The 16862-nt window shown below is 61.7% G+C and carries 16 protein-coding genes; 7 read left to right on the top strand and 9 right to left on the bottom strand.

All coding sequences use genetic code 11. The features are described 5' to 3' along the window. Positions 1–21: 21 nt before the first annotated feature. The 6 genes from GJR98_RS11765 to GJR98_RS11740 form a co-directional block, all read right to left on the bottom strand. Positions 22–912, bottom strand: coding sequence for a DUF58 domain-containing protein (locus tag GJR98_RS11765; protein ID WP_151138684.1), 891 nt, complete (start codon positions 910–912; stop codon positions 22–24). Further along, a complete protein-coding gene (locus tag GJR98_RS11760) occupies positions 909–1838 on the bottom strand; it encodes an AAA family ATPase (RefSeq protein WP_225316419.1) in 930 nt (309 codons plus the stop codon). The genes GJR98_RS11765 and GJR98_RS11760 overlap by 4 nt, the downstream gene beginning before the upstream one ends. 82 nt (positions 1839–1920) lie before the next feature. Further along, positions 1921–2820: a DUF7502 family protein gene (locus GJR98_RS11755; RefSeq protein WP_191965458.1), complete on the bottom strand. Its 900-nt coding sequence runs from the start codon at positions 2818–2820 to the stop codon at positions 1921–1923. Continuing rightward, a complete protein-coding gene (locus GJR98_RS11750; RefSeq protein ID WP_151138680.1) occupies positions 2810–3430 on the bottom strand; it encodes a chromosome partitioning protein in 621 nt (206 codons plus the stop codon). Before GJR98_RS11750 ends, GJR98_RS11755 begins: the two co-directional genes overlap by 11 nt. Then, positions 3427–5805 (bottom strand): VWA domain-containing protein, encoded by a 2379-nt coding sequence (locus GJR98_RS11745; RefSeq protein ID WP_151138678.1) that lies wholly within the window; start codon positions 5803–5805, stop codon positions 3427–3429. The genes GJR98_RS11750 and GJR98_RS11745 overlap by 4 nt, the downstream gene beginning before the upstream one ends. Continuing rightward, complete coding sequence (locus GJR98_RS11740; RefSeq protein WP_151139440.1) at positions 5805–7601, bottom strand: vWA domain-containing protein; 1797 nt, start codon at positions 7599–7601, stop codon at positions 5805–5807. Before GJR98_RS11740 ends, GJR98_RS11745 begins: the two co-directional genes overlap by 1 nt. Positions 7602–7809: 208 nt before the next feature. Here GJR98_RS11740 and arcD point away from each other — a divergent pair, with 208 nt between their 5' ends. Together arcD and GJR98_RS11730 are read left to right on the top strand one after the other, a co-directional pair. Continuing rightward, entirely contained in the window at positions 7810–9264 is a 1455-nt protein-coding gene (arcD, locus tag GJR98_RS11735) for an arginine/ornithine antiporter ArcD (protein ID WP_151138676.1), read from the top strand. A 174-nt stretch (positions 9265–9438) separates the two neighbouring features. Next, positions 9439–10230, top strand: coding sequence for a 2-oxo acid dehydrogenase subunit E2 (locus GJR98_RS11730; RefSeq protein ID WP_151138674.1), 792 nt, complete (start codon positions 9439–9441; stop codon positions 10228–10230). 24 nt (positions 10231–10254) lie between these two features. On the opposite strand, the gene GJR98_RS11725 is transcribed toward GJR98_RS11730, so the two are convergent. Beyond that, positions 10255–10785, bottom strand: coding sequence for a PH domain-containing protein (locus tag GJR98_RS11725; RefSeq protein ID WP_151138672.1), 531 nt, complete (start codon positions 10783–10785; stop codon positions 10255–10257). After that, positions 10782–11393 carry a PH domain-containing protein gene (locus GJR98_RS11720; RefSeq protein WP_151138670.1) on the bottom strand — a complete coding sequence of 204 codons (612 nt, stop codon included), beginning with the start codon at positions 11391–11393 and terminating at the stop codon, positions 10782–10784. The genes GJR98_RS11725 and GJR98_RS11720 overlap by 4 nt, the downstream gene beginning before the upstream one ends. Before the next feature lie 145 nt (positions 11394–11538). Between GJR98_RS11720 and GJR98_RS11715 the strand changes: the two genes are divergently transcribed. From GJR98_RS11715 to GJR98_RS11695, 5 genes are all read left to right on the top strand, one after another. Then, entirely contained in the window at positions 11539–12024 is a 486-nt protein-coding gene (locus GJR98_RS11715; RefSeq protein WP_151138668.1) for an Lrp/AsnC family transcriptional regulator, read from the top strand. Further along, on the top strand, positions 12021–13172 hold the full coding sequence (locus GJR98_RS11710) for a pyridoxal phosphate-dependent aminotransferase (protein WP_151138666.1): 1152 nt from the start codon (positions 12021–12023) through the stop codon (positions 13170–13172). Before GJR98_RS11715 ends, GJR98_RS11710 begins: the two co-directional genes overlap by 4 nt. Positions 13173–13249: 77 nt before the next feature. After that, complete coding sequence (locus tag GJR98_RS11705; RefSeq protein WP_151138664.1) at positions 13250–13675, top strand: universal stress protein; 426 nt, start codon at positions 13250–13252, stop codon at positions 13673–13675. A gap of 137 nt (positions 13676–13812) precedes the next feature. Beyond that, positions 13813–14514, top strand: coding sequence for a DUF7504 family protein (locus GJR98_RS11700; protein ID WP_151138662.1), 702 nt, complete (start codon positions 13813–13815; stop codon positions 14512–14514). Between the two features lie 135 nt (positions 14515–14649). Beyond that, positions 14650–16668 carry a hypothetical protein gene (locus tag GJR98_RS11695; protein WP_151139439.1) on the top strand — a complete coding sequence of 673 codons (2019 nt, stop codon included), beginning with the start codon at positions 14650–14652 and terminating at the stop codon, positions 16666–16668. Here GJR98_RS11695 and GJR98_RS17520 read toward each other — a convergent pair whose 3' ends face one another. Beyond that, positions 16669–16809, bottom strand: coding sequence for a DUF7503 family protein (locus GJR98_RS17520; RefSeq protein WP_191965457.1), 141 nt, complete (start codon positions 16807–16809; stop codon positions 16669–16671). Positions 16810–16862 lie beyond the last annotated feature (53 nt).

The following is a 16862-nucleotide window of genomic DNA, read 5'->3' as shown; positions in this document are numbered from 1 at the left end:
AGCGCACGATGTGGTCGACCGTCACCGCCGTCCGCGTCGTTCGCCTCTGAGTCGTGCACCCAACCAGAGCGTGGCGAACGTGTCGAAGAAGTCTGTGCCCGTATCGACGAGCGTGTGCTCGACGCCGAGTAGCCGACAGCGTTCGTCGACGGCGTCGAGGTGGTCGCGAAGTCGCTCTCCGTACTTTTTCGCGGCGGTCCCGCCGAAGTACGTCCGCCGGGTCTCGTCCGACTCCGGGTCTTCGAAGATTGCGTCGCCTGTCGTCGCGGGGCCGAGTTCCTCCGCCGTCAACACCTGCGCGACGAGTACGTCGTTGCGAGTGAGTGCACTGAGTCCGTCAGCGATGTCGTCCGGGTCGAAAAGCAGGTCGCTGATGATGAGGACGAGCGACCGTGAGTGAATCGTGTCGGCGTACGACTCGACGGCCGCCTTGAAGTCACCGTCGCCACTGGGTGTCGTCTCGTTGAGGTGGTCGATGAGTCGAAGCACCTCGCCTTGCGTCGACGTGTCGGTGTCGATTCGGTCTGGAACGTCGTCGATGAGAGAGAACTGGAAGTCGTTGTGGTCTTCGGCCGTGAGGTGGCAAAAGCCCAACCCGAGTTTCGCCCCGTACTCGAATTTGTTGTGGGCACCGTCGCCGAAGTTCATCGACGCAGTCGTATCGAGGAGGACGTGGACGGTCAGGTTTCGCTCGGCCTCGAACCGTTTGATGAACAGTTCTTCGGTCCGCGCGAAGACTCGCCAGTCGATGAGTCGCGGGTCGTCGCCTGCGACGTATCGGCGGTAGTCACTGAAGGTGAGGCCTTCTCCGACGTCCGGCGAGCGCTGGTCGCCCTGAAGCGGCGCATTCGACGTGCGCTTCAGCGCAGTGTCGAACCGGTCGAGTTCGTCGAGGAAGTCTGGGTCGATCATTCCAACAGTCGTTGAACCACGTCGTCCGCGGTGAGTCCCTCACGTTCCGCCCGGAAGTCGAGGATGATGCGGTGGCGAATGACCGGTGCCGCCATCTCGGTGACGTCTTCCCACGAGACGTGCGTCCTACCGTTGACGAACGCGCGGGCTTTCGCTGCGAGGACGAGCGCCATACTCGCGCGCGGACTGGCGCCGAACTCGATTGCCTCGTCCTCGCGGGTTCGACGAACTAACTCGATGGTTCGGTCACGAATGTCGTCGGCGATGGGGACGTTTCTGACGAGCTGCTGGGCGGCGAGGAGGTGTTCCTGCGAGAGGACGCGTTCGATGTCTGGAACTGCTGCGCCTTCGGCGTACTGCTTGACAATCTGCCGTTCGTCGTCGAACGTCGGGTAGTCGACGACGATTTTCATCAGGAAGCGGTCCGTCTGCGCCTCCGGAAGTGGGTAGGTACCCCCCTGGTCGATGGGGTTCTGGGTCGCGAGGACGAAGAACGGTTTCGGAAGCGTGTACGTGTTTCCGGCCGCCGTCACCTGCTTTTCCTGCATCGCTTCGAGAAGGGCAGACTGGGTCTTCGGCGTCGCCCGGTTTATCTCGTCGGCGAGGACGACGTTCGCGAAAATCGGACCACGCTCGAAGACGAACTCGCGTCCGTCAGGTGTCTCTCGAATAATTTCGGTTCCCGTGATGTCGGATGGCATCAGGTCGGGGGTGTTCTGCACGCGCGAGAACTGCAGGTCGGTCGCTGCGGCGAGAGTACGAACGAGCGTCGTCTTCCCGAGCCCGGGGTTGGATTCGAGCAGCGCGTTGCCATCGCAGAGGACACAGACCAAGAGCCGTTCGACGACGTCTTCTTGGCCGATGATTCGTTTTCCGACTTCGTCTTCGACGGCCGCGACGCTCCGCTGGAGGTCTTCGATACTCATGTCCGCAAGTTCGGCAGTCTCTCCACTGCCGTCGTTCGATAGCGTCGCGTCTACGTCGTCTTCGGGGTTCCAGTGTTGGTCGTCACTCATCGTCTTGGTCTCGTATCTTGAGGGTGTAGTTGCGAATCAGTTCGGCTTCTTCGAGCGTGTCGTCTTCGAGGTAGCCAGCGCGCTGGCTTTCGACGCCAGACTCACCGCCGAAGCCACTCGAATCGTAGGCGGCGGCCGACGAAGACGGCCCATCTCCGGATCCTGCGACGCCGGAGAGTGTCGCATTCAACTCTTCGGAACCGGCGGTCACGTTCTCAGGGTCGCCGAGGATGGCACTCCCGTTCTGGAGTTCAGTCGGTCGGTCTTGGGCGTCGAGGTCGGAGCCGTTCCCGTTCTGTTGCCCACCGGGGACGTTGATTTGGATGTCTTCGATGGCGACGTGGATGCTCGCCACCGAGAGCAGGAGTGCAAAGACGAGCGTCACGGCGACACGCCGGGTCGGTAACAACTCGACGGACGACGTCGATTTCAGTCGTGTGAGCACGTCGTCGTACAGTGCGACAGCCATCGCCGAAGTGCCGTCAGTCGAAATCGTGTCGCGGGCAGTTCGCAGTGCTTCTGCAACTGGGGGGTTCGCGCGCTCGAACTGGGCGACTGGCGGTTGCCACATCCGAACTGTGTACTCGACGACTGCGACGAGGATGCCGAGTGCGAGCGCAATCGGGACGGCCACGTGGACGGTCGTGCCCGGGTCGACACCGGGAAGTCCCCCGAGCGAAACCGAAGTGGAGAACGGCAGTTCCACGACGCGAAACACGACGTTCGCGAGAAGCGTCACGGCCGCAGCGTCGACGACACTGGGGACGAGCGCGGCTTTCTTGACTTCACGCCGAACCTCGCGGACCGCGGCGGCCATCTCGGTACGGCGGTCGTCGGCAGTCGCTGACTCGGGGTCAGTTGGTCCGTCGGTCGAAGTGGAGTTAGACGCCATCACATGCAGGAGGTTTCTCGCCCTCTATCGCGGCACACGCCGACCGAAGGTCGGATTCGAGGTCGTCGACCTGCCGCTGGAGGTCGTCGATATCGGTCTCGAGGCTGTTGATCTGCGTTTCGAGGTCGTCGTTCGCCCTTTGGAGGTCGTCGTTCACTCGTTCGAGGTCGTTGAGCTCGTCTTCGAGTCGGGATTGAATCGCTCTCCGGTCGTTCAAGTCGGCGACGAGGGCGTCGATTCGGTTCCGCGACTGGGTGAGTTCTTCTTCAGACTTCTGGAGGAGTAACTGGGTCGACTCGAGTTCGGTCTGTGTCGCTTCGAGTCGAGCCTCGGTGTCTTCGAGATTCGTCGAGACCTGCGAGACGTCGCCTCGTGTCCGTTCGAGACTGGTGTTCAGTTCCGCCAGTTCTGAATTGGCCGCCGACAGGTTCTCTTGTGTCTGTGAGAGGTCGTTTTCGAGCGCCTCGTTTTGCTCGCGCAACTGCTCGTTTTGTTGGTCGAGCGAGTCGACGGAGTACTGGTAGAACATCGTTGCACCGACGGTACCAGCGGTCAGGAGGACGACGAGGGTGACGAGGCCCAGATTCAGGGGTCGGCCGATGGAGCTCATATCAAACCACCTTCACTTTGGGTTCGCCCTCGGTACACTTGAACTCGCCGGAGGAGCACCTCTGAGAGGTATACGAGGAAGGCAAACAGGACGAAGTAGATCGCCCAGTCGTCGCGAACGGGTTTCACACCTGATGCATTGTCGCGAGCAGACGTGGCTATTTCGGCGGCATCACTCGGGGAGTAGAGACTCCCACCGGTGTCGGCGACGGCGGCGGCGAGTTGCGTCGACGTTCCGAATCCGCCGTACTCGACAGGGTAGTTCACTGCGAACGCGCTGTCGAGTACGTCTTGGTAGCCCTGTTCTGTGGGGACGATAGTCGCCTCGTAGACTCCCGGGCTCACCGCCGAGAACGTGACGTTCTCCGTGTCTTCAGGTCGTGCCTCGCCGCGGTAGACGACGGTCACGGGCGACCCGACGCGGGTGTCGCGCACGTCAGTCACGCCAGACGCCTTGCGCTCGGGGTCGCCGATGACGTAGTTCGTCGACTTCGTGAGGAGCAACGAATCCGGTCGACTGAGGAGGCCATCGAGTGACCCGTCTGCGCCGTAGGACGTGATGGTCGCAACACGGCCGAGGCCGTAACGCCACGTGGCGACGGCGGGCGTTCCATCGTCTGCCGCCACGAGGAAGTCCGCACCGCGTCTGATGGCCACGTCGTTGACGTTTCCAGGGTTCGACGTCAGCTCCACGCCGGCGGTGACGAAGTTGTTCTGGTCGACGATGGTCAGTCCGTCGCCGGCGTACTGACGGTTCGCGCCGCCGAAGAGGATTCGGAGGCGGTTCGTCTCGTCGGCACGGAGGTAGTTTCCACCCGACGCCCGCGCGATTTCGCGGAGCGTCTGTTCGTTCGGACTCGGGCCGGTACCGATGGTGATGACACGAACGCCACTCCGACCGAGTTGGTCCGCGACGGTTGCCGCGTCCTCGAATCGGTCGTGGCCGTCACTGATGAGGATGACCGTCCCCCGTCGTTCACCGAGTTGCTGTGCAGCGCCTTTGAGACCGACGGCGATGTCCGTCGCACCGCCGGATTCGAGTCGCCGGATGAGGTCGGCAGTCGACTCCCGGTTCGAGCCGATTGGGCGAAGTGGCGCAACCTCGTACGCGCGGTAGTTGAACCCGACGATGCCCACTTGGTTGTCGTCACCGAGTTGGTCGAGTGCGTCGAGCGCCACGCTCTTTTGGACGCGCATCCCCGACTCTGCACTCCCGGACACGTCGATTGCGAAGACGAGGTTCGTACTCTGTGATGCACCCTCTCCGGTCGTCACGGGGAGCATCGACGCCAGACTCGACCCGTCGTACTCACCGTTCTCGAAGGAGTTCCGGCCACCGACGACGAGGAGTCCACCGCCGTCGATGACGAATCGCTGGAGCGTGTCCACGTTTCCAACGTCGTTGGCGTTCATATCCTGGAGGACGACGGCGTGGTACCGCGAGAGGTCAGAGGGAACTCGGTCGGCGGTGTCAACTTCGTACAGTTCAGAGAGGTACGCCCGGAACGGGAACGAGGTTCGAGAGACGTACAGAATCTTGGGCGGTTCGACGACCCGGACCGACTTGTGGAACTCGTTGTTCCGCTCGAACTCGTCGTCGCTGTCGATGCTGGCAGTGATGCGGTGGACACCGGTCGTGTTGAACGAGCGTGTGAATTGGATGCTCCCACCCGACGACGGGAGTGTCTCGCGTCTGACTTCCTCGCCGTCGATTTCGAGAACGACCTCGATGTCTTCTGCCTCATCCGGGACGACACCACTAACCTGCGCGAGGAAGGCGTTGTCGACGCCGACGCTCGTCTTTGCGGGGCCACTCAGCGAGACGTACTGTTCGGTCTCGGTCGTCGTCGGTGGGACAGCACTCACCGTCGCGTTCAGGTCGCGGGCTAACGTGGCGGCAGAGGCGAGACTCCGTCCTCTCGTCACCTGCCCATCAGAGACGAGGACGACGGTCCCACCGGGACGGAGATTTGCCGCCAACGCCTCACCAAGCGCCGATTCGTCACCTCGTGCGACGGTAGACACGGTCACGGGGACGCCCTCTGCTTCGATATCGTCCGCCAGTTTCGACGCTATGCTAGACGAGACGTCCATACTGTCGGATTCGTCGACGAGGAGCGTCACTCGCGGGTCTCCGTCGGTCTGTCTGGTCGCGACTGTGTACGGGCCCGCCGCTGCGACGACCAACAAGAGTGCGACGAACAGACGTGACGCGAACAGGAGTCGTCGTGACCGGACCCCCGCAGTACCCGTCGCCCCGCGGAAGATGAGGACCCACGTGAGGGCGACTGCGACCGGGAAGACGACGAGGAACAGCGGGCGCTCTAACCCGACCGTGATGTCTCCCAGTTCGGTCGTCCACGCGATGAGCGTCATCAGAGGTCACCTCGACGACGCAGGTAGCCCAGTTCGACGAGCGTAGCGCCGAGTGCGACGAGGACCGCCCACTCGGTCAACGCGTCAGGAACCAGTCGTTCTTCGACTCGTGTCGGGAAGTTTGCTGGCGCGTTCTCACCCGTCAACGGGGGTGCGACCACGTCGGACTCGGACTCACTGAGGAGTGACGCGGCGACCCGCTCGTTTCCAACGCGGTAGAACCCCGCATCAGCGAGTCGTACCTCAGGGCCGGTAATCTCTCCAGACGGCCCCTCGACCGTCTGATTCGGACTGGCTCCGATAGACCCACCCGTCGGTTGGTTCAGTTCACCAAGTGTCGAGCGCCCGGCGAGATAGAAGACGGTGCGTTTCCAGAACACCGGATACTGGTAGTTGAACTTGAACGCCGACTGCTCTTCGATGAACCCATAGTAGACGAGGCGACCTTCTCCGCGTTCCGAGATGGCGATGAGTGACGTGCCATCGGTCGCCGTCACCAGCGACTCACCATCTTGGAGGGACCCAACGACGTACTCGGTCGGTGGGGGGAAGGTGATGTCCCGAGTCAGTTCGTGCGCTTCGACGGACCTGATCGTCGGAGTCGTTCCGATTCGCTCCGGAGAGACGAGGAGGAGGTCGCCATAGTTCGGTGGCTCTTCTTGGGCCTGAATCGCAACGCCGCCGCCATCAGCGAGGGTATCACGTCCGGCATCGACGTTACTCCTGAGTATGCGACCAGGGTTGACGTTACTGTAGATGATGACGTCGTACGACGAGGTGATACTCGTCGGCGGGTTGTCGACCGTCAGCGATACCTCAGGGATGACCGACAGCGCCGCAGTGAGGTACTCGTTCTCGTCGTTCGTGAGGACGAGTACGTCTATGGACTCGTCTTCCGGTGCCGCGATGTACAACTCGTCGTCGGTGGCGAAGCTATCGCTCGGTGAGAGCGTGACGCGTCCACCGCCCGCTGGAACCGGAAGCGTCGCAGTCGCCACGTCACCAGCGGCGAGTTCGACCTGTCGGCTCGTCCCGGCGAGTGAGACCGTGCGTGTGGCTGGCGTGTCTCTGTAGTTTTTCACGGTGACGGTGACGTTCGTCCCCGAGAAGCGCCGGTCGACGATACCGACGTTGTTCTCGCCGCCACCGGCGAACTGCTGGAGTTCCACGACGAGTCCTCTCGCGCGGGCCTCACGAACGGCGTCTGCCCACGGTGAGTCGTCCGCGAAGTCGCTGAGGACGACGATACGGGCGTCTTCGCCGGCAATCGACGTTGCTGTCGTGACCGCCGTGCGGAGGTCTCCCGGTGAGTCGGTCACGGTGAGTCCGTCGAGTGCTGCTCTCGCGTCGATGCTGCTCCCACGCCTGACCACGACATCAGCGGACGAGGAGGCTGCGACGACGGACGTAGTTCCAGTCACTTCGTCACGCGCGGCGCTGAGCGCCTTGTCGAATCGCGTCCCACCGTTGTCACGGACCGCCATACTCGCACTCGTGTCGAGAACAAGAACCGTCTCGGAGACAGTCTCTGCCTCCGGGACGAGAACGTACGGCGTCGCAAGCGACACGACCAACGTGACGATTGCGAGGAGTTGGATGAGAAGGAGCAGACTTCGGAGCAGTCGGTCGAAGATTGGATTCGATGCGGTTCGCCCTGCTGTCTCTGCGAGGAACCGAAAGGTTGGGAGGGTCCGCCGGGCCGGCTCCGGCCGCAGAAGATAGAGAACGATGAGGGGGATAGCGCCGAGGAGCGCTACGAGTCCGAGAGGGGCTAAGAAGAACTCGTCGAGGACCATGCTCATGTCCTCGCGCGCTACGGGCATTGAACTTTCCCTCGTTGACATGTTCTCGTACAGAAGACTGTCAACAATCGAGGACAGAACAGCTCGAAGAATATTACTAGAAAACATTTTCCTGTCAATAGTAAATACGACATTGCATAACAATGCGCTTGAATTATAACACAACACAATTTTATGCTCCGAAGTTATTTGTCGAACTACGATGGGAACTGATAGTTACACGCCACGGTCGTTCGACGACCTCTCGCCGGAGAAGCGCCCAAGTTTCCTCCAAGCGCTCATTCCGGTCGTCGGGCTCGTCGCGTTCCTCGGCCTCGGCTCGGCGTGGCTGAAACTCGACCCACACATTCCGCTCATCTGGAGTATCGCACTCGTCGGCCTCCTCGGTCGCTACGTCTGGGGATACACCTGGACCGACCTCTACGAGGGTATCGAACGAAGTCTGTCGATGGGCCTGCAGGCAGTGTTGATTCTGTTCGTCATCTACGGCGTCGTCGCGACGTGGGTGTCCGCAGGGACGATTCCGACGCTGATGTACTTCGGCCTCGACCTGCTCTCGCCGGAAATCTTCCTGCCCGCAACGGCCATCCTCGTCGGCATCACCACCTTCGCCATCGGTTCGTCGTGGACTGCCGTCGGCACTCTCGGTGTCGCGTTCATCGGCATCGGCTCTGGACTCGGCGTCCCCGAGCCGATGACCGCCGGTGCAATCCTCACTGGTGCCTACGCGGGTGACAAGCAGTCACCCCTCTCGGACACGACCAATCTCGCTGCTGCGGTCACGAACACCGACCTCTACGACCACATCCGAGCGATGCGCAACGGGACGCTCATCGCGTTCGGACTCTCTGTCGTTGGCTTCGTCGTCCTCAGTCTCGGCTTCTCCGGGGCGATTCCTGCCGGCCAAATCACCGAGATTCAGACTGCACTCACCTCCTCGTACAACATCTCGCTCCTCGCGTTCATCCCACTCGCCGTCACCTTCGGCCTCGCCGCCGCGGGATACCCCGCGCTCAACGTGCTCCTCGCCGGTGCCTTCGCAGGCGCCTTCACGAGTCTCCTCGTCCAAGGTACCACGTTCGTCACGGCGTGGCAGGTCTTCATGCGCGGAACCAGCCCCGAAACCGGGTCTGAACTCGTCAACAGTCTCCTCGCCGCCGGTGGCGTCTCCGGGTCCGCGTGGACCATCGCCATCGTCGTCGCCGCACTGACGCTCGGCGGCCTCCTCGAACAGACTGGTGTCCTCGCCGTGCTCGCACACCGCCTCGAACAAGGTGTCAAAAACACCGGGTCGCTCGTCGCCGCGACGGGTGCCTCCGCGATTCTGACCAACGCGCTCACGGCCCAACAGTACATGAGCATCGTCGTCCCCGGCATGACGCTCCGGAACACCTACGACGAGTTCGGCCTCGACAGTTCGGACCTCTCGCAGGCCATCGAGTCCGCAGGAACCCCGACGGGTGCACTCTTCCCGTGGCACGCCGGTGGCGCGTACATGTCGGGCGTTCTCGGTGTTGCCACGCTCTCGTACGCCCCGTACTACTTCTTCGGTTACCTCTCACCGCTCGTCTTGTTCGCCTTCGTCGCCGCTGGAATCGGTTTCTCCGGGAATGCGACGAGTTCGGGTGCCGCCGCCACGAGTCCGGCAGACGACTGACGGCCTCGCAGGCGACAGGCGACCCACCTGTTATCTTCTGCTGCCTGAATCGACGAGAACGAGCAACTGGACCCCGTCACGACTCGCTTCTTTTCCCGTACGTGACCGCGTCTCGCGATAGCTTCGACACCTGCTGGTGTCAAGAGGTATGCAGTTCGCCGTCGTATGAACTGCATGGGAACGCGAGGAGACCGTCTCGAACCACTCCCTCTCCGTCGACGTGGGACGGTCGATTACATGCGAATGGCGGGCCGGAGAAGCACCGTTCACGGCCTCGTCGAACTCGACGTGACCGAGGCGAGAGACCGCATCGAGACCAACGAGGAGGAGACGGGGGAACAGATTTCGTTCACCGGTTTCATTGTGTTCTGTCTCGCACAGGCCATCGACGACCACCCACACATCAACGCGTATCGCGATTGGCGTGGTCGGGTTCACGTCTTCGCCGACGTGGACGTGAACGTCCTCGTCGAGACGACGATTCAGGGGAGTCGAATCGGCGTCCCGCACGTCATCAGAGCGGCCAATCGGCGGTCGATCCACTCTATCCACGACGAGATACGAACTGCACAGGAGTCACCAGACCCGACAGAACTCTCACGGTGGAGTACGCTGGCACTCCGACTGCCAGGGGTTATCCGGCGACACGTGTGGCGTCTGCCACAGTTGTTCCCCCGGCGGTGGAAGTCGATGGCGGGGACTGTCAGCGTGACTTCCGTTGGAATGTTTGGGAACGGGGGTGGGTGGGCAGTCACGCCGACGAACTACACAGTCCAACTGACCGTTGGTGGCATCAGCAGAAAACCGAGACTCGTCGACGGAGAACTCAGCACGCGAGAGTTCCTCGACCTCACGGTGACGTTCGACCACGATGTCGTCGACGGCGCGCCTGCCGCTCGCTTCGTCCAACGGCTCGGAGAACTCATCGAGAGCGCTCACGGGCTGCCGAATCCAAAGGGAGAGTGACCGACGACGACCGTTCTGGAGTCGCTATTCCAGCGCAGTTCGGAGCGCGCGAACCTCGTCGAGGACGGCAGTCCACTGTTCGACGGTCCCCGGCAGTTCGTCGCGGCCGAGGCGCCCGTCTATCACGGTGCGAACTTCTCGTGGGTCGTCCACGTCCTCGAACTGTATCTCTCCGCCACCTGCGGCTTCGACAGACACTGTGCCGTAGTCGAACAGCGACCCGGTGATACCCTGCGAGAAGGTGCTGTTCTGCACCCGGTCGAGAGAGACGCGCTGGACGGTCCGCGAGAAGACGCCAGTCTTCCGGTACAGTGCGCGGTTCGTGACGACGAATCGTGTGTTGGTGACGCGGAGGTACGACCAGACAGGAAAGAGGAGTCCGAAGAGCGCGAGCAGTCCGACGAGTGGTTCGTCGATGGTTGTCGCTGCGGCGAGCGCACCGCCGGCCACGACGACGCCGACGCCGATAGACGGAAGAATCGTCTGAATGCGTGGTCGCCCCTCCCAGACGACCGTTTCGTCCGCTCCCCGGGCCATCCAGTCGTCGACGCTCATCGCTCGTCCGTCACCGACGAATCGAAGTCGAAGTCGTTCGGTTCGACCGACTCGGACGTGTCGTCTGTCGATGCCGTCGCGGACTCCGTGTGCGTCTCGCCGTCGTCCTCGACTGCCGCCCGAATCGCACGGAGTTCGGTGAGGATGTCGTCGAGGACGGCAGCTTTGCCGTCTGCATCGGCGTCACGGCCGCCGCGTCGTTTGATTCGCTCGTTGACGAGCGTCTGGAGCGACTGGGGTTCCGCGACGTTCTGGAAACTCATCTCGATACCGCTTCCTCCTGCAGTGCTGATGTTCACCGACCCGTAGCCGAACTGCGCGCCGAAGAACGTCTGGCTGTACGAGGTGTCTTGGACCTTGTCGAACTCGATACGCTGGACGTTCCGCGAGAGGACGCCCGTCTTCCTGTAGAGCGCATCGGAGGTGACGACGTAGTTCGTGTTCTTGAACGAGAGATACCCACCGACGAGGATGGGAATCCCGATGAGGAAAAACGAGAGCGGGATGCCGATGATGAGTACCGAGACGAGGCTGTACGGGTGCGGGGTGTCCGCCCAGAGAACCTCCTCGTCGGTATCGAGGGTGAGCCAATCGAATTCTGTCTCCATAGCACGCACCTCTCAGTCCCGACTAGAATAGTTTGTGTCGCGGCGTGACTCCGGTGGCGTCGATACTGAGAGACCGTCACAAAATATCACGACAAATCATCGCGATTGGGCAAACCATTTTACTGATGACTGCAACGGACTGTCCATGGACAAGCAGTCACTGCTCGACCTGCTGCGTCACGACGCTCGAGAGAGTGTAGACGACATTGCCCGACAACTGGGCGCAGACGCCGATGCAGTGGCAGCAGCGCTCGAAGAACTCGAAGACGACGGAGTCATCCGAGGCTATCAGGCGGTCGTCGACTGGGACCGCGTGGACGAAGAGCGGGTGCGCGCGCAAGTCGAAGTCGACGTCGAACTCGACCGCGAGACGGGGTACGAACAGATTGCCCGTCGTATCGCGCGGTTCCCCGAAGTCGCGACGCTTCGACTCGTCTCGGGTGACTACGACTTCTTCATCGAAGTCGAAGGCGACTCGATGCACGACGTCTCGAACTTCGTCTCCGAGCGCATCGCGCCCATTCCCGAGGTCACCAAGACGGTGACGCACTTCGTGATGGACTCCTACAAAGAGGAGGGCATCGAACTCGGCGACGGCGACGACGACGACCGGCTCTCTGTGTCGCCATGACGATTGGTGACCACATCTCCAGCCGCGTCGAACAGGTTCCGCCCTCGGGTATCCGGCGATTCTTCGAACTCGCCGAGGAGGTAGACGACGTCATCTCTCTCGGTGTGGGTGAACCAGACTTCTCCGCGCCGTGGGCCGCCCGAACTGCGGCTATCGACTCGCTCGAACGCGGGAAGACGTCGTACACGTCGAACCGTGGGATGCGCGAACTTCGGGAAGCCATCTCCGAGCGCGTGACTCGCTACGGACAGGAGTACGACCCCGACGACGAGATTATCGTCACCACGGGGGCCAGCGAAGCAGTCGACCTCGCGTTCAGAGCGTTCGTCGACGACGGCGACGTCGTCGCCATCCCGCAACCGTCGTACATCTCGTACACGCCGGGAGCAGTCTTCGCCGGCGGCGACCCCCTTCCGGTGCCGACGCACGCAGAAGACGAGTTCAAACTGACGCGCGACGCCCTCGACGCGGCGGGTGCCGACGAAGCGGACGTCCTCGTCCTCTGTTATCCGAACAACCCTACCGGTGCGGTGATGACCGACGACGAACTCGCCGAAGTGGCCGCGTTCGTCGAGGAACACGACCTCCTCGTCCTCTCTGACGAGATATACGCGGACCTTCGATACGAAGACGAACACGCCTCTATCGCGACCCATCCGGGGATGCGCGAACGGACTATCGTCTTCAACGGCTTCTCGAAGGCGTACGCGATGACTGGCCTTCGCCTCGGCTACGCGATGGGACCGCCAGAAGCCATCGACGCGATGAACAAGGTCCACCAGTACGCGATGCTGTCGGCACCGACGACGGCGCAGTACGCGGCGCTCGAAGCGTTGCGGTCGTGTGACGACGCCGTCGAAGAGATGCGGCGTGAGTACGACCGTCGACGACGGTTCGTCCTCGCACGCTTCGACGAGATGGGAATCGACTGCTTCGAGGCCAAGGGTGCGTTCTACGTCTTCCCCGAAGCACCGGATGGCGACGACGAAGCGTTCGCCGAAGGACTGCTCGAAGAACAGAACGTCGCACTCGTGCCCGGAAGCGTGTTCGGGTCGGGCGGCGAAGGCCATCTCCGCGTCTCGTACGCGACGAGTATGCGAGAACTCCGCGAAGCGATGGACCGAATCGAAGCGTACGTGAGCGACTAGTCGCTCACACACCACGGAGAGTTCTCCGTGTTCTGCTGTGCGAAGGGTTCACACGTTCTGGGCGCGAATAGTAAGGAATGTACGAGGAGATTTTGCTTCCAATCGACGGGAGCGCCGCCGGTGAACAGGCGATTCCCCACGTCTTCGGCCTCGCCGAACGGTATGGCTCGACGGTCCACGTCTTGTTCGTCGTAGACGATACCCGCGACAGTGTGAGCGTCATGGGTGGGTCGATACTCGACACCCTCGAACAGGAGGGACACCGCTTCGTCGACGAAATCGTCGCACGCGCCGAAGCGCGAGGAATCCCCGCAACGGGAGACATCGTACAAGGAACGCCATACGAGGCGATTATCGACTACGCAAACGACCACGGAATCGACGTCATCGTGATGGCGACACACGGACGTCGGGGTATCGAACGCATCCTCCTCGGGAGCGTCACAGAACGTGTCGTCCGAACGTCGTCCGTCCCCGTGTTGACGGTTCACGCTACGGAGTGATTCCTTCGGCGGGACGTGGTACAGACGAACACGAAGAGCGGTGGCCTCACACCCAGTCTGGGCGTGTTACCACTACACACATATCGGCGCGGCAACACGCAAAGTATTATTAAATATGGTTTCGTCGTCACAGACGAATGGTGTCGAGAGGTGACATGGACGCGCCCGCCGCAGAGGAGACGTCCACATTCCACCGTGGACTGGACGACCTCAAGCGACGCGGAAGCGCGCTTCTCGTCGTCGGGTCCGTGCCCACGGAACTCTACTCGGAGGCGTCGAAGCAGATGCTCGGTGCCCCGACCGAGCAACGCCGTCGCCTCGTCGTCCTGAACGAGTCCGCCTCTCTCGACACACGCCTCGACCCCGCGATTCGCCGCTCGACGGAGTGGACGCGCGCGATTCGGTACACGACGCTCGAACGAAGCGTGGCGACTGCGGCGTCGAGTCCGATGCGCCCCGGCTACGAACGCCGTGTGAACGGCGGAATCGGCCGACTCGGTGCAGAGATTGCCGAAGACATCCACGAGTTCGACAGTTTCGGGAACGTACTCTCACCCGCCGAACTTCGGGTCGCGTTCGACTGTCTGCCTGCCCTCCTCTCGAAGTACGACCGCGAGCACGTGTTCCGCTTCCTCCACGTGATGACGGCACACGTTCGCTCACGGAAGGGAATGCTTCACGTCTGGTCACCCGGAGAACGGGACGACGAAATCAACCGAATGCTCGCGCCGTTGTTCGACGCTGTCGTCGAGTTAGACGTCGACGGGACCGAAGCGAAACAGCGCTGGCACCTCCTCGATATCGACGTCTCGTCGGGCTGGTTCCCCCTGAACGGCTGACTTTCAGTTGACCAATACGTTTTTTACCTCGAATTGTGTCACGTACACACAATGGACGAGTCCGGGCAGAGCGAACAGTCCACTGAGTCCTCTACGTTAGAGGTTGGATTTTCGCTCCCTTCAGATGGCACTGGGTTGGTCGTTCGTGACAACGTCGAACGGCACCAGTTCCTGTTACGGACTCCCTCGTCGGTCTCCCCTGAACCGGCAGACGAATCTCGATTCTCCCTCCCAACAGACGCTGCAGTTCGCATCGAAACGACGGCTATTGGACTCGCCGCGAACACGGTCGTGTGCGTCCGCGACAGCTCCGGTTCGATGCTCGCACAAATCGACCAACAGGGAGCTGAGCAGTTCGGCGCAGGGACGTACAGCATCGAACTCTTCGGCGCAGTCAAGACGTACCTCGAAGTCGACGGCCCGTTCACCATCGACGCGAAACCACTCGAAACGGTGCTCTCCTTCGAGGAGAGTCAGACTGTTCTCGTCGGTGGGCGGTCGTCTCACGAGAGTCCTGCGACGACGGTCACGACGACCGACGACCCTCTCGACGTGATGCGTGCCATCTCGGTGCTCAGTTCGGCACTCAAGACGACGAGTGTCGAACGGTCGTATCCGACGCTTCGGGGACACCCACCGCTCCTCGAACGTGGTGACGAACTCCACATTCCCGAGGGGCTACAGGCCCCGGAGACGGGCGTTCGTATCGAGCTCCCACCGACGCTGAGTCATATCTTCGTCGCGACGCCGCTCGCGTACTACCTCGGCGCGACGCTCGTCCCCGGTGAGTCGCCCAGACTCGTCACCGACACCGGGTTCGTACACGAGTTCGACGGCCCACACGGATTCGAAGAAGGCGTCGCCCGGGCGCTCAAGCGAACGTTCTTCCTCGACTGTGTGGTCCGAACCGAGGGAATCTACGACGTCGAACTCCACGAACGACAGACGGTCGAATCTCGGACGGACCTCGACGTCGAGACCCTGTACGATAAACCACTCAGCGAGCAGTTGGAGTCGTACTTCGAGGTTCCGTACGAACACATCGCAGACCTCGTCCCCGAGTGGAAGTTGACGACGCACGTCGCACCAGACGCAGCCAACGTCGAGTTACTTCCGTTCGTCACCAACGACCTCGCGGTGGTGAGGACACCTGACGGGACGAGCGTCCCACACTCGGAGGTGCAAGCGACCGCCGTCACCGACTTCCTCCGAGACGACATCGTCCGAAGCGCCGGAACGACAACGGCGAGCGAGACGTACGTCCGCCCGAGTTCGGACAACTCCGTCGAGCAGGCGTGGGTCAGCGACGGGACACCTGTCGGTGCGACCAAAACGACACCGACAGCGTATCAAAACCGTCTCCAGCGAGAGCCCACAACTGGCGACATCGGTATCACCGTCATCTGTAACGACCAGGAGATGCTCGCCGAGACTGACATCGTCGACGACGTGTACGGGTCACGGAACGGACTCTCGTTCGACGTCGATGCGCACTACAACCTCAGCCGGGCAGAACTCCGCCAGATACTCGCTGAACCGACGGACTTCCTCCACTACATCGGTCACATCGACGACGACGGCTTCCAATGCCGTGATGGAAAAGTCGACGCGGAGACGCTCGACCACGTTGGGACTGGGGCGTTCTTCCTCAACGCGTGTCAGTCCTACGACCAAGGGCTCGCGCTCGTCGAAGCAGGTGCAATCGGTGGCATCGTCACACTCAGTGAAGTCATCAACAGTAAGGCAGTTACCGCTGGGAGAACGATTGCGCGCTACCTCAATCGCGGATTCCCACTGCAGGCGTCGCTCCAACTCGTCCGCAAGTACGGCAGCGTTGCCCACCAATACGCTGTCGTCGGGGACGGGAGCCTCTCGGTCGTGCAAGCCGAAAGTGGATTTGCAGTACTCTGCGAAGTAGAACGGGTCGACACGGATACGTACGACCTGACGTACAAGACGTACCCGACGTCTCGCTGTGGCCCTGGCTCGTTAGTCATTCCTGCATTCCCCGGCCAACAAAAGTACCACCTCGGCTCTCAACGAATCACAGAGACAGGACTGTCTGAGGAGGAACTCAGGGATTTCCTCTTGTTAGAACAAGTACCGGTTGTCTTCGAAGATGCAGTCTACTGGAACTACGAATTTCTCTCGTGATTACGGACCGTAGATGTACCCTGCGTTTCCTGCTGCTGCGCTTCCCGCCTGCGTGAGCAGGAGGATGAGCGTGAACAGGACGCCCATCATACGGGGGTTCTGGCGGAGGTACGAAACCATCGTGCTGGATTCTTCGGACATGTGCAAGTAGTCCGAGGAGCGACTGCAAAATATAAATTTTCGTGTAATTCTGA

The organism is Haloferax marinisediminis (genome assembly GCF_009674585.1).
Taxonomy (GTDB): Archaea; Halobacteriota; Halobacteria; order Halobacteriales; family Haloferacaceae; genus Haloferax; species Haloferax marinisediminis.
This window is presented reverse-complemented; position numbering and strand designations above follow the sequence as displayed.

Excerpts from the sequence above, each read along its gene's own strand:
- GJR98_RS11765 (WP_151138684.1), bottom strand. The coding sequence starts at position 912 with ATGATCGACCCAGACTTCCTCGACGAACTCGACCGGTTCGACACTGCG.
- GJR98_RS11725 (WP_151138672.1), bottom strand. The coding sequence starts at position 10,785 with ATGAGCGTCGACGACTGGATGGCCCGGGGAGCGGACGAAACGGTCGTC.
- GJR98_RS11720 (WP_151138670.1), bottom strand. The coding sequence starts at position 11,393 with ATGGAGACAGAATTCGATTGGCTCACCCTCGATACCGACGAGGAGGTT.
- GJR98_RS11710 (WP_151138666.1), top strand. The coding sequence starts at position 12,021 with ATGACGATTGGTGACCACATCTCCAGCCGCGTCGAACAGGTTCCGCCC.
- GJR98_RS11730 (WP_151138674.1), top strand. The coding sequence starts at position 9,439 with ATGGGAACGCGAGGAGACCGTCTCGAACCACTCCCTCTCCGTCGACGT.
- arcD (WP_151138676.1), top strand. The coding sequence starts at position 7,810 with ATGGGAACTGATAGTTACACGCCACGGTCGTTCGACGACCTCTCGCCG.
- GJR98_RS17520 (WP_191965457.1), bottom strand. The coding sequence starts at position 16,809 with ATGTCCGAAGAATCCAGCACGATGGTTTCGTACCTCCGCCAGAACCCC.
- GJR98_RS11700 (WP_151138662.1), top strand. The coding sequence starts at position 13,813 with ATGGTGTCGAGAGGTGACATGGACGCGCCCGCCGCAGAGGAGACGTCC.
- GJR98_RS11750 (WP_151138680.1), bottom strand. The coding sequence starts at position 3,430 with ATGAGCTCCATCGGCCGACCCCTGAATCTGGGCCTCGTCACCCTCGTC.
- GJR98_RS11755 (WP_191965458.1), bottom strand. The coding sequence starts at position 2,820 with ATGGCGTCTAACTCCACTTCGACCGACGGACCAACTGACCCCGAGTCA.
- GJR98_RS11715 (WP_151138668.1), top strand. The coding sequence starts at position 11,539 with ATGGACAAGCAGTCACTGCTCGACCTGCTGCGTCACGACGCTCGAGAG.
- GJR98_RS11740 (WP_151139440.1), bottom strand. The coding sequence starts at position 7,601 with ATGGTCCTCGACGAGTTCTTCTTAGCCCCTCTCGGACTCGTAGCGCTC.
- GJR98_RS11705 (WP_151138664.1), top strand. The coding sequence starts at position 13,250 with ATGTACGAGGAGATTTTGCTTCCAATCGACGGGAGCGCCGCCGGTGAA.
- GJR98_RS11760 (WP_225316419.1), bottom strand. The coding sequence starts at position 1,838 with ATGAGTATCGAAGACCTCCAGCGGAGCGTCGCGGCCGTCGAAGACGAA.
- GJR98_RS11745 (WP_151138678.1), bottom strand. The coding sequence starts at position 5,805 with ATGACGCTCATCGCGTGGACGACCGAACTGGGAGACATCACGGTCGGG.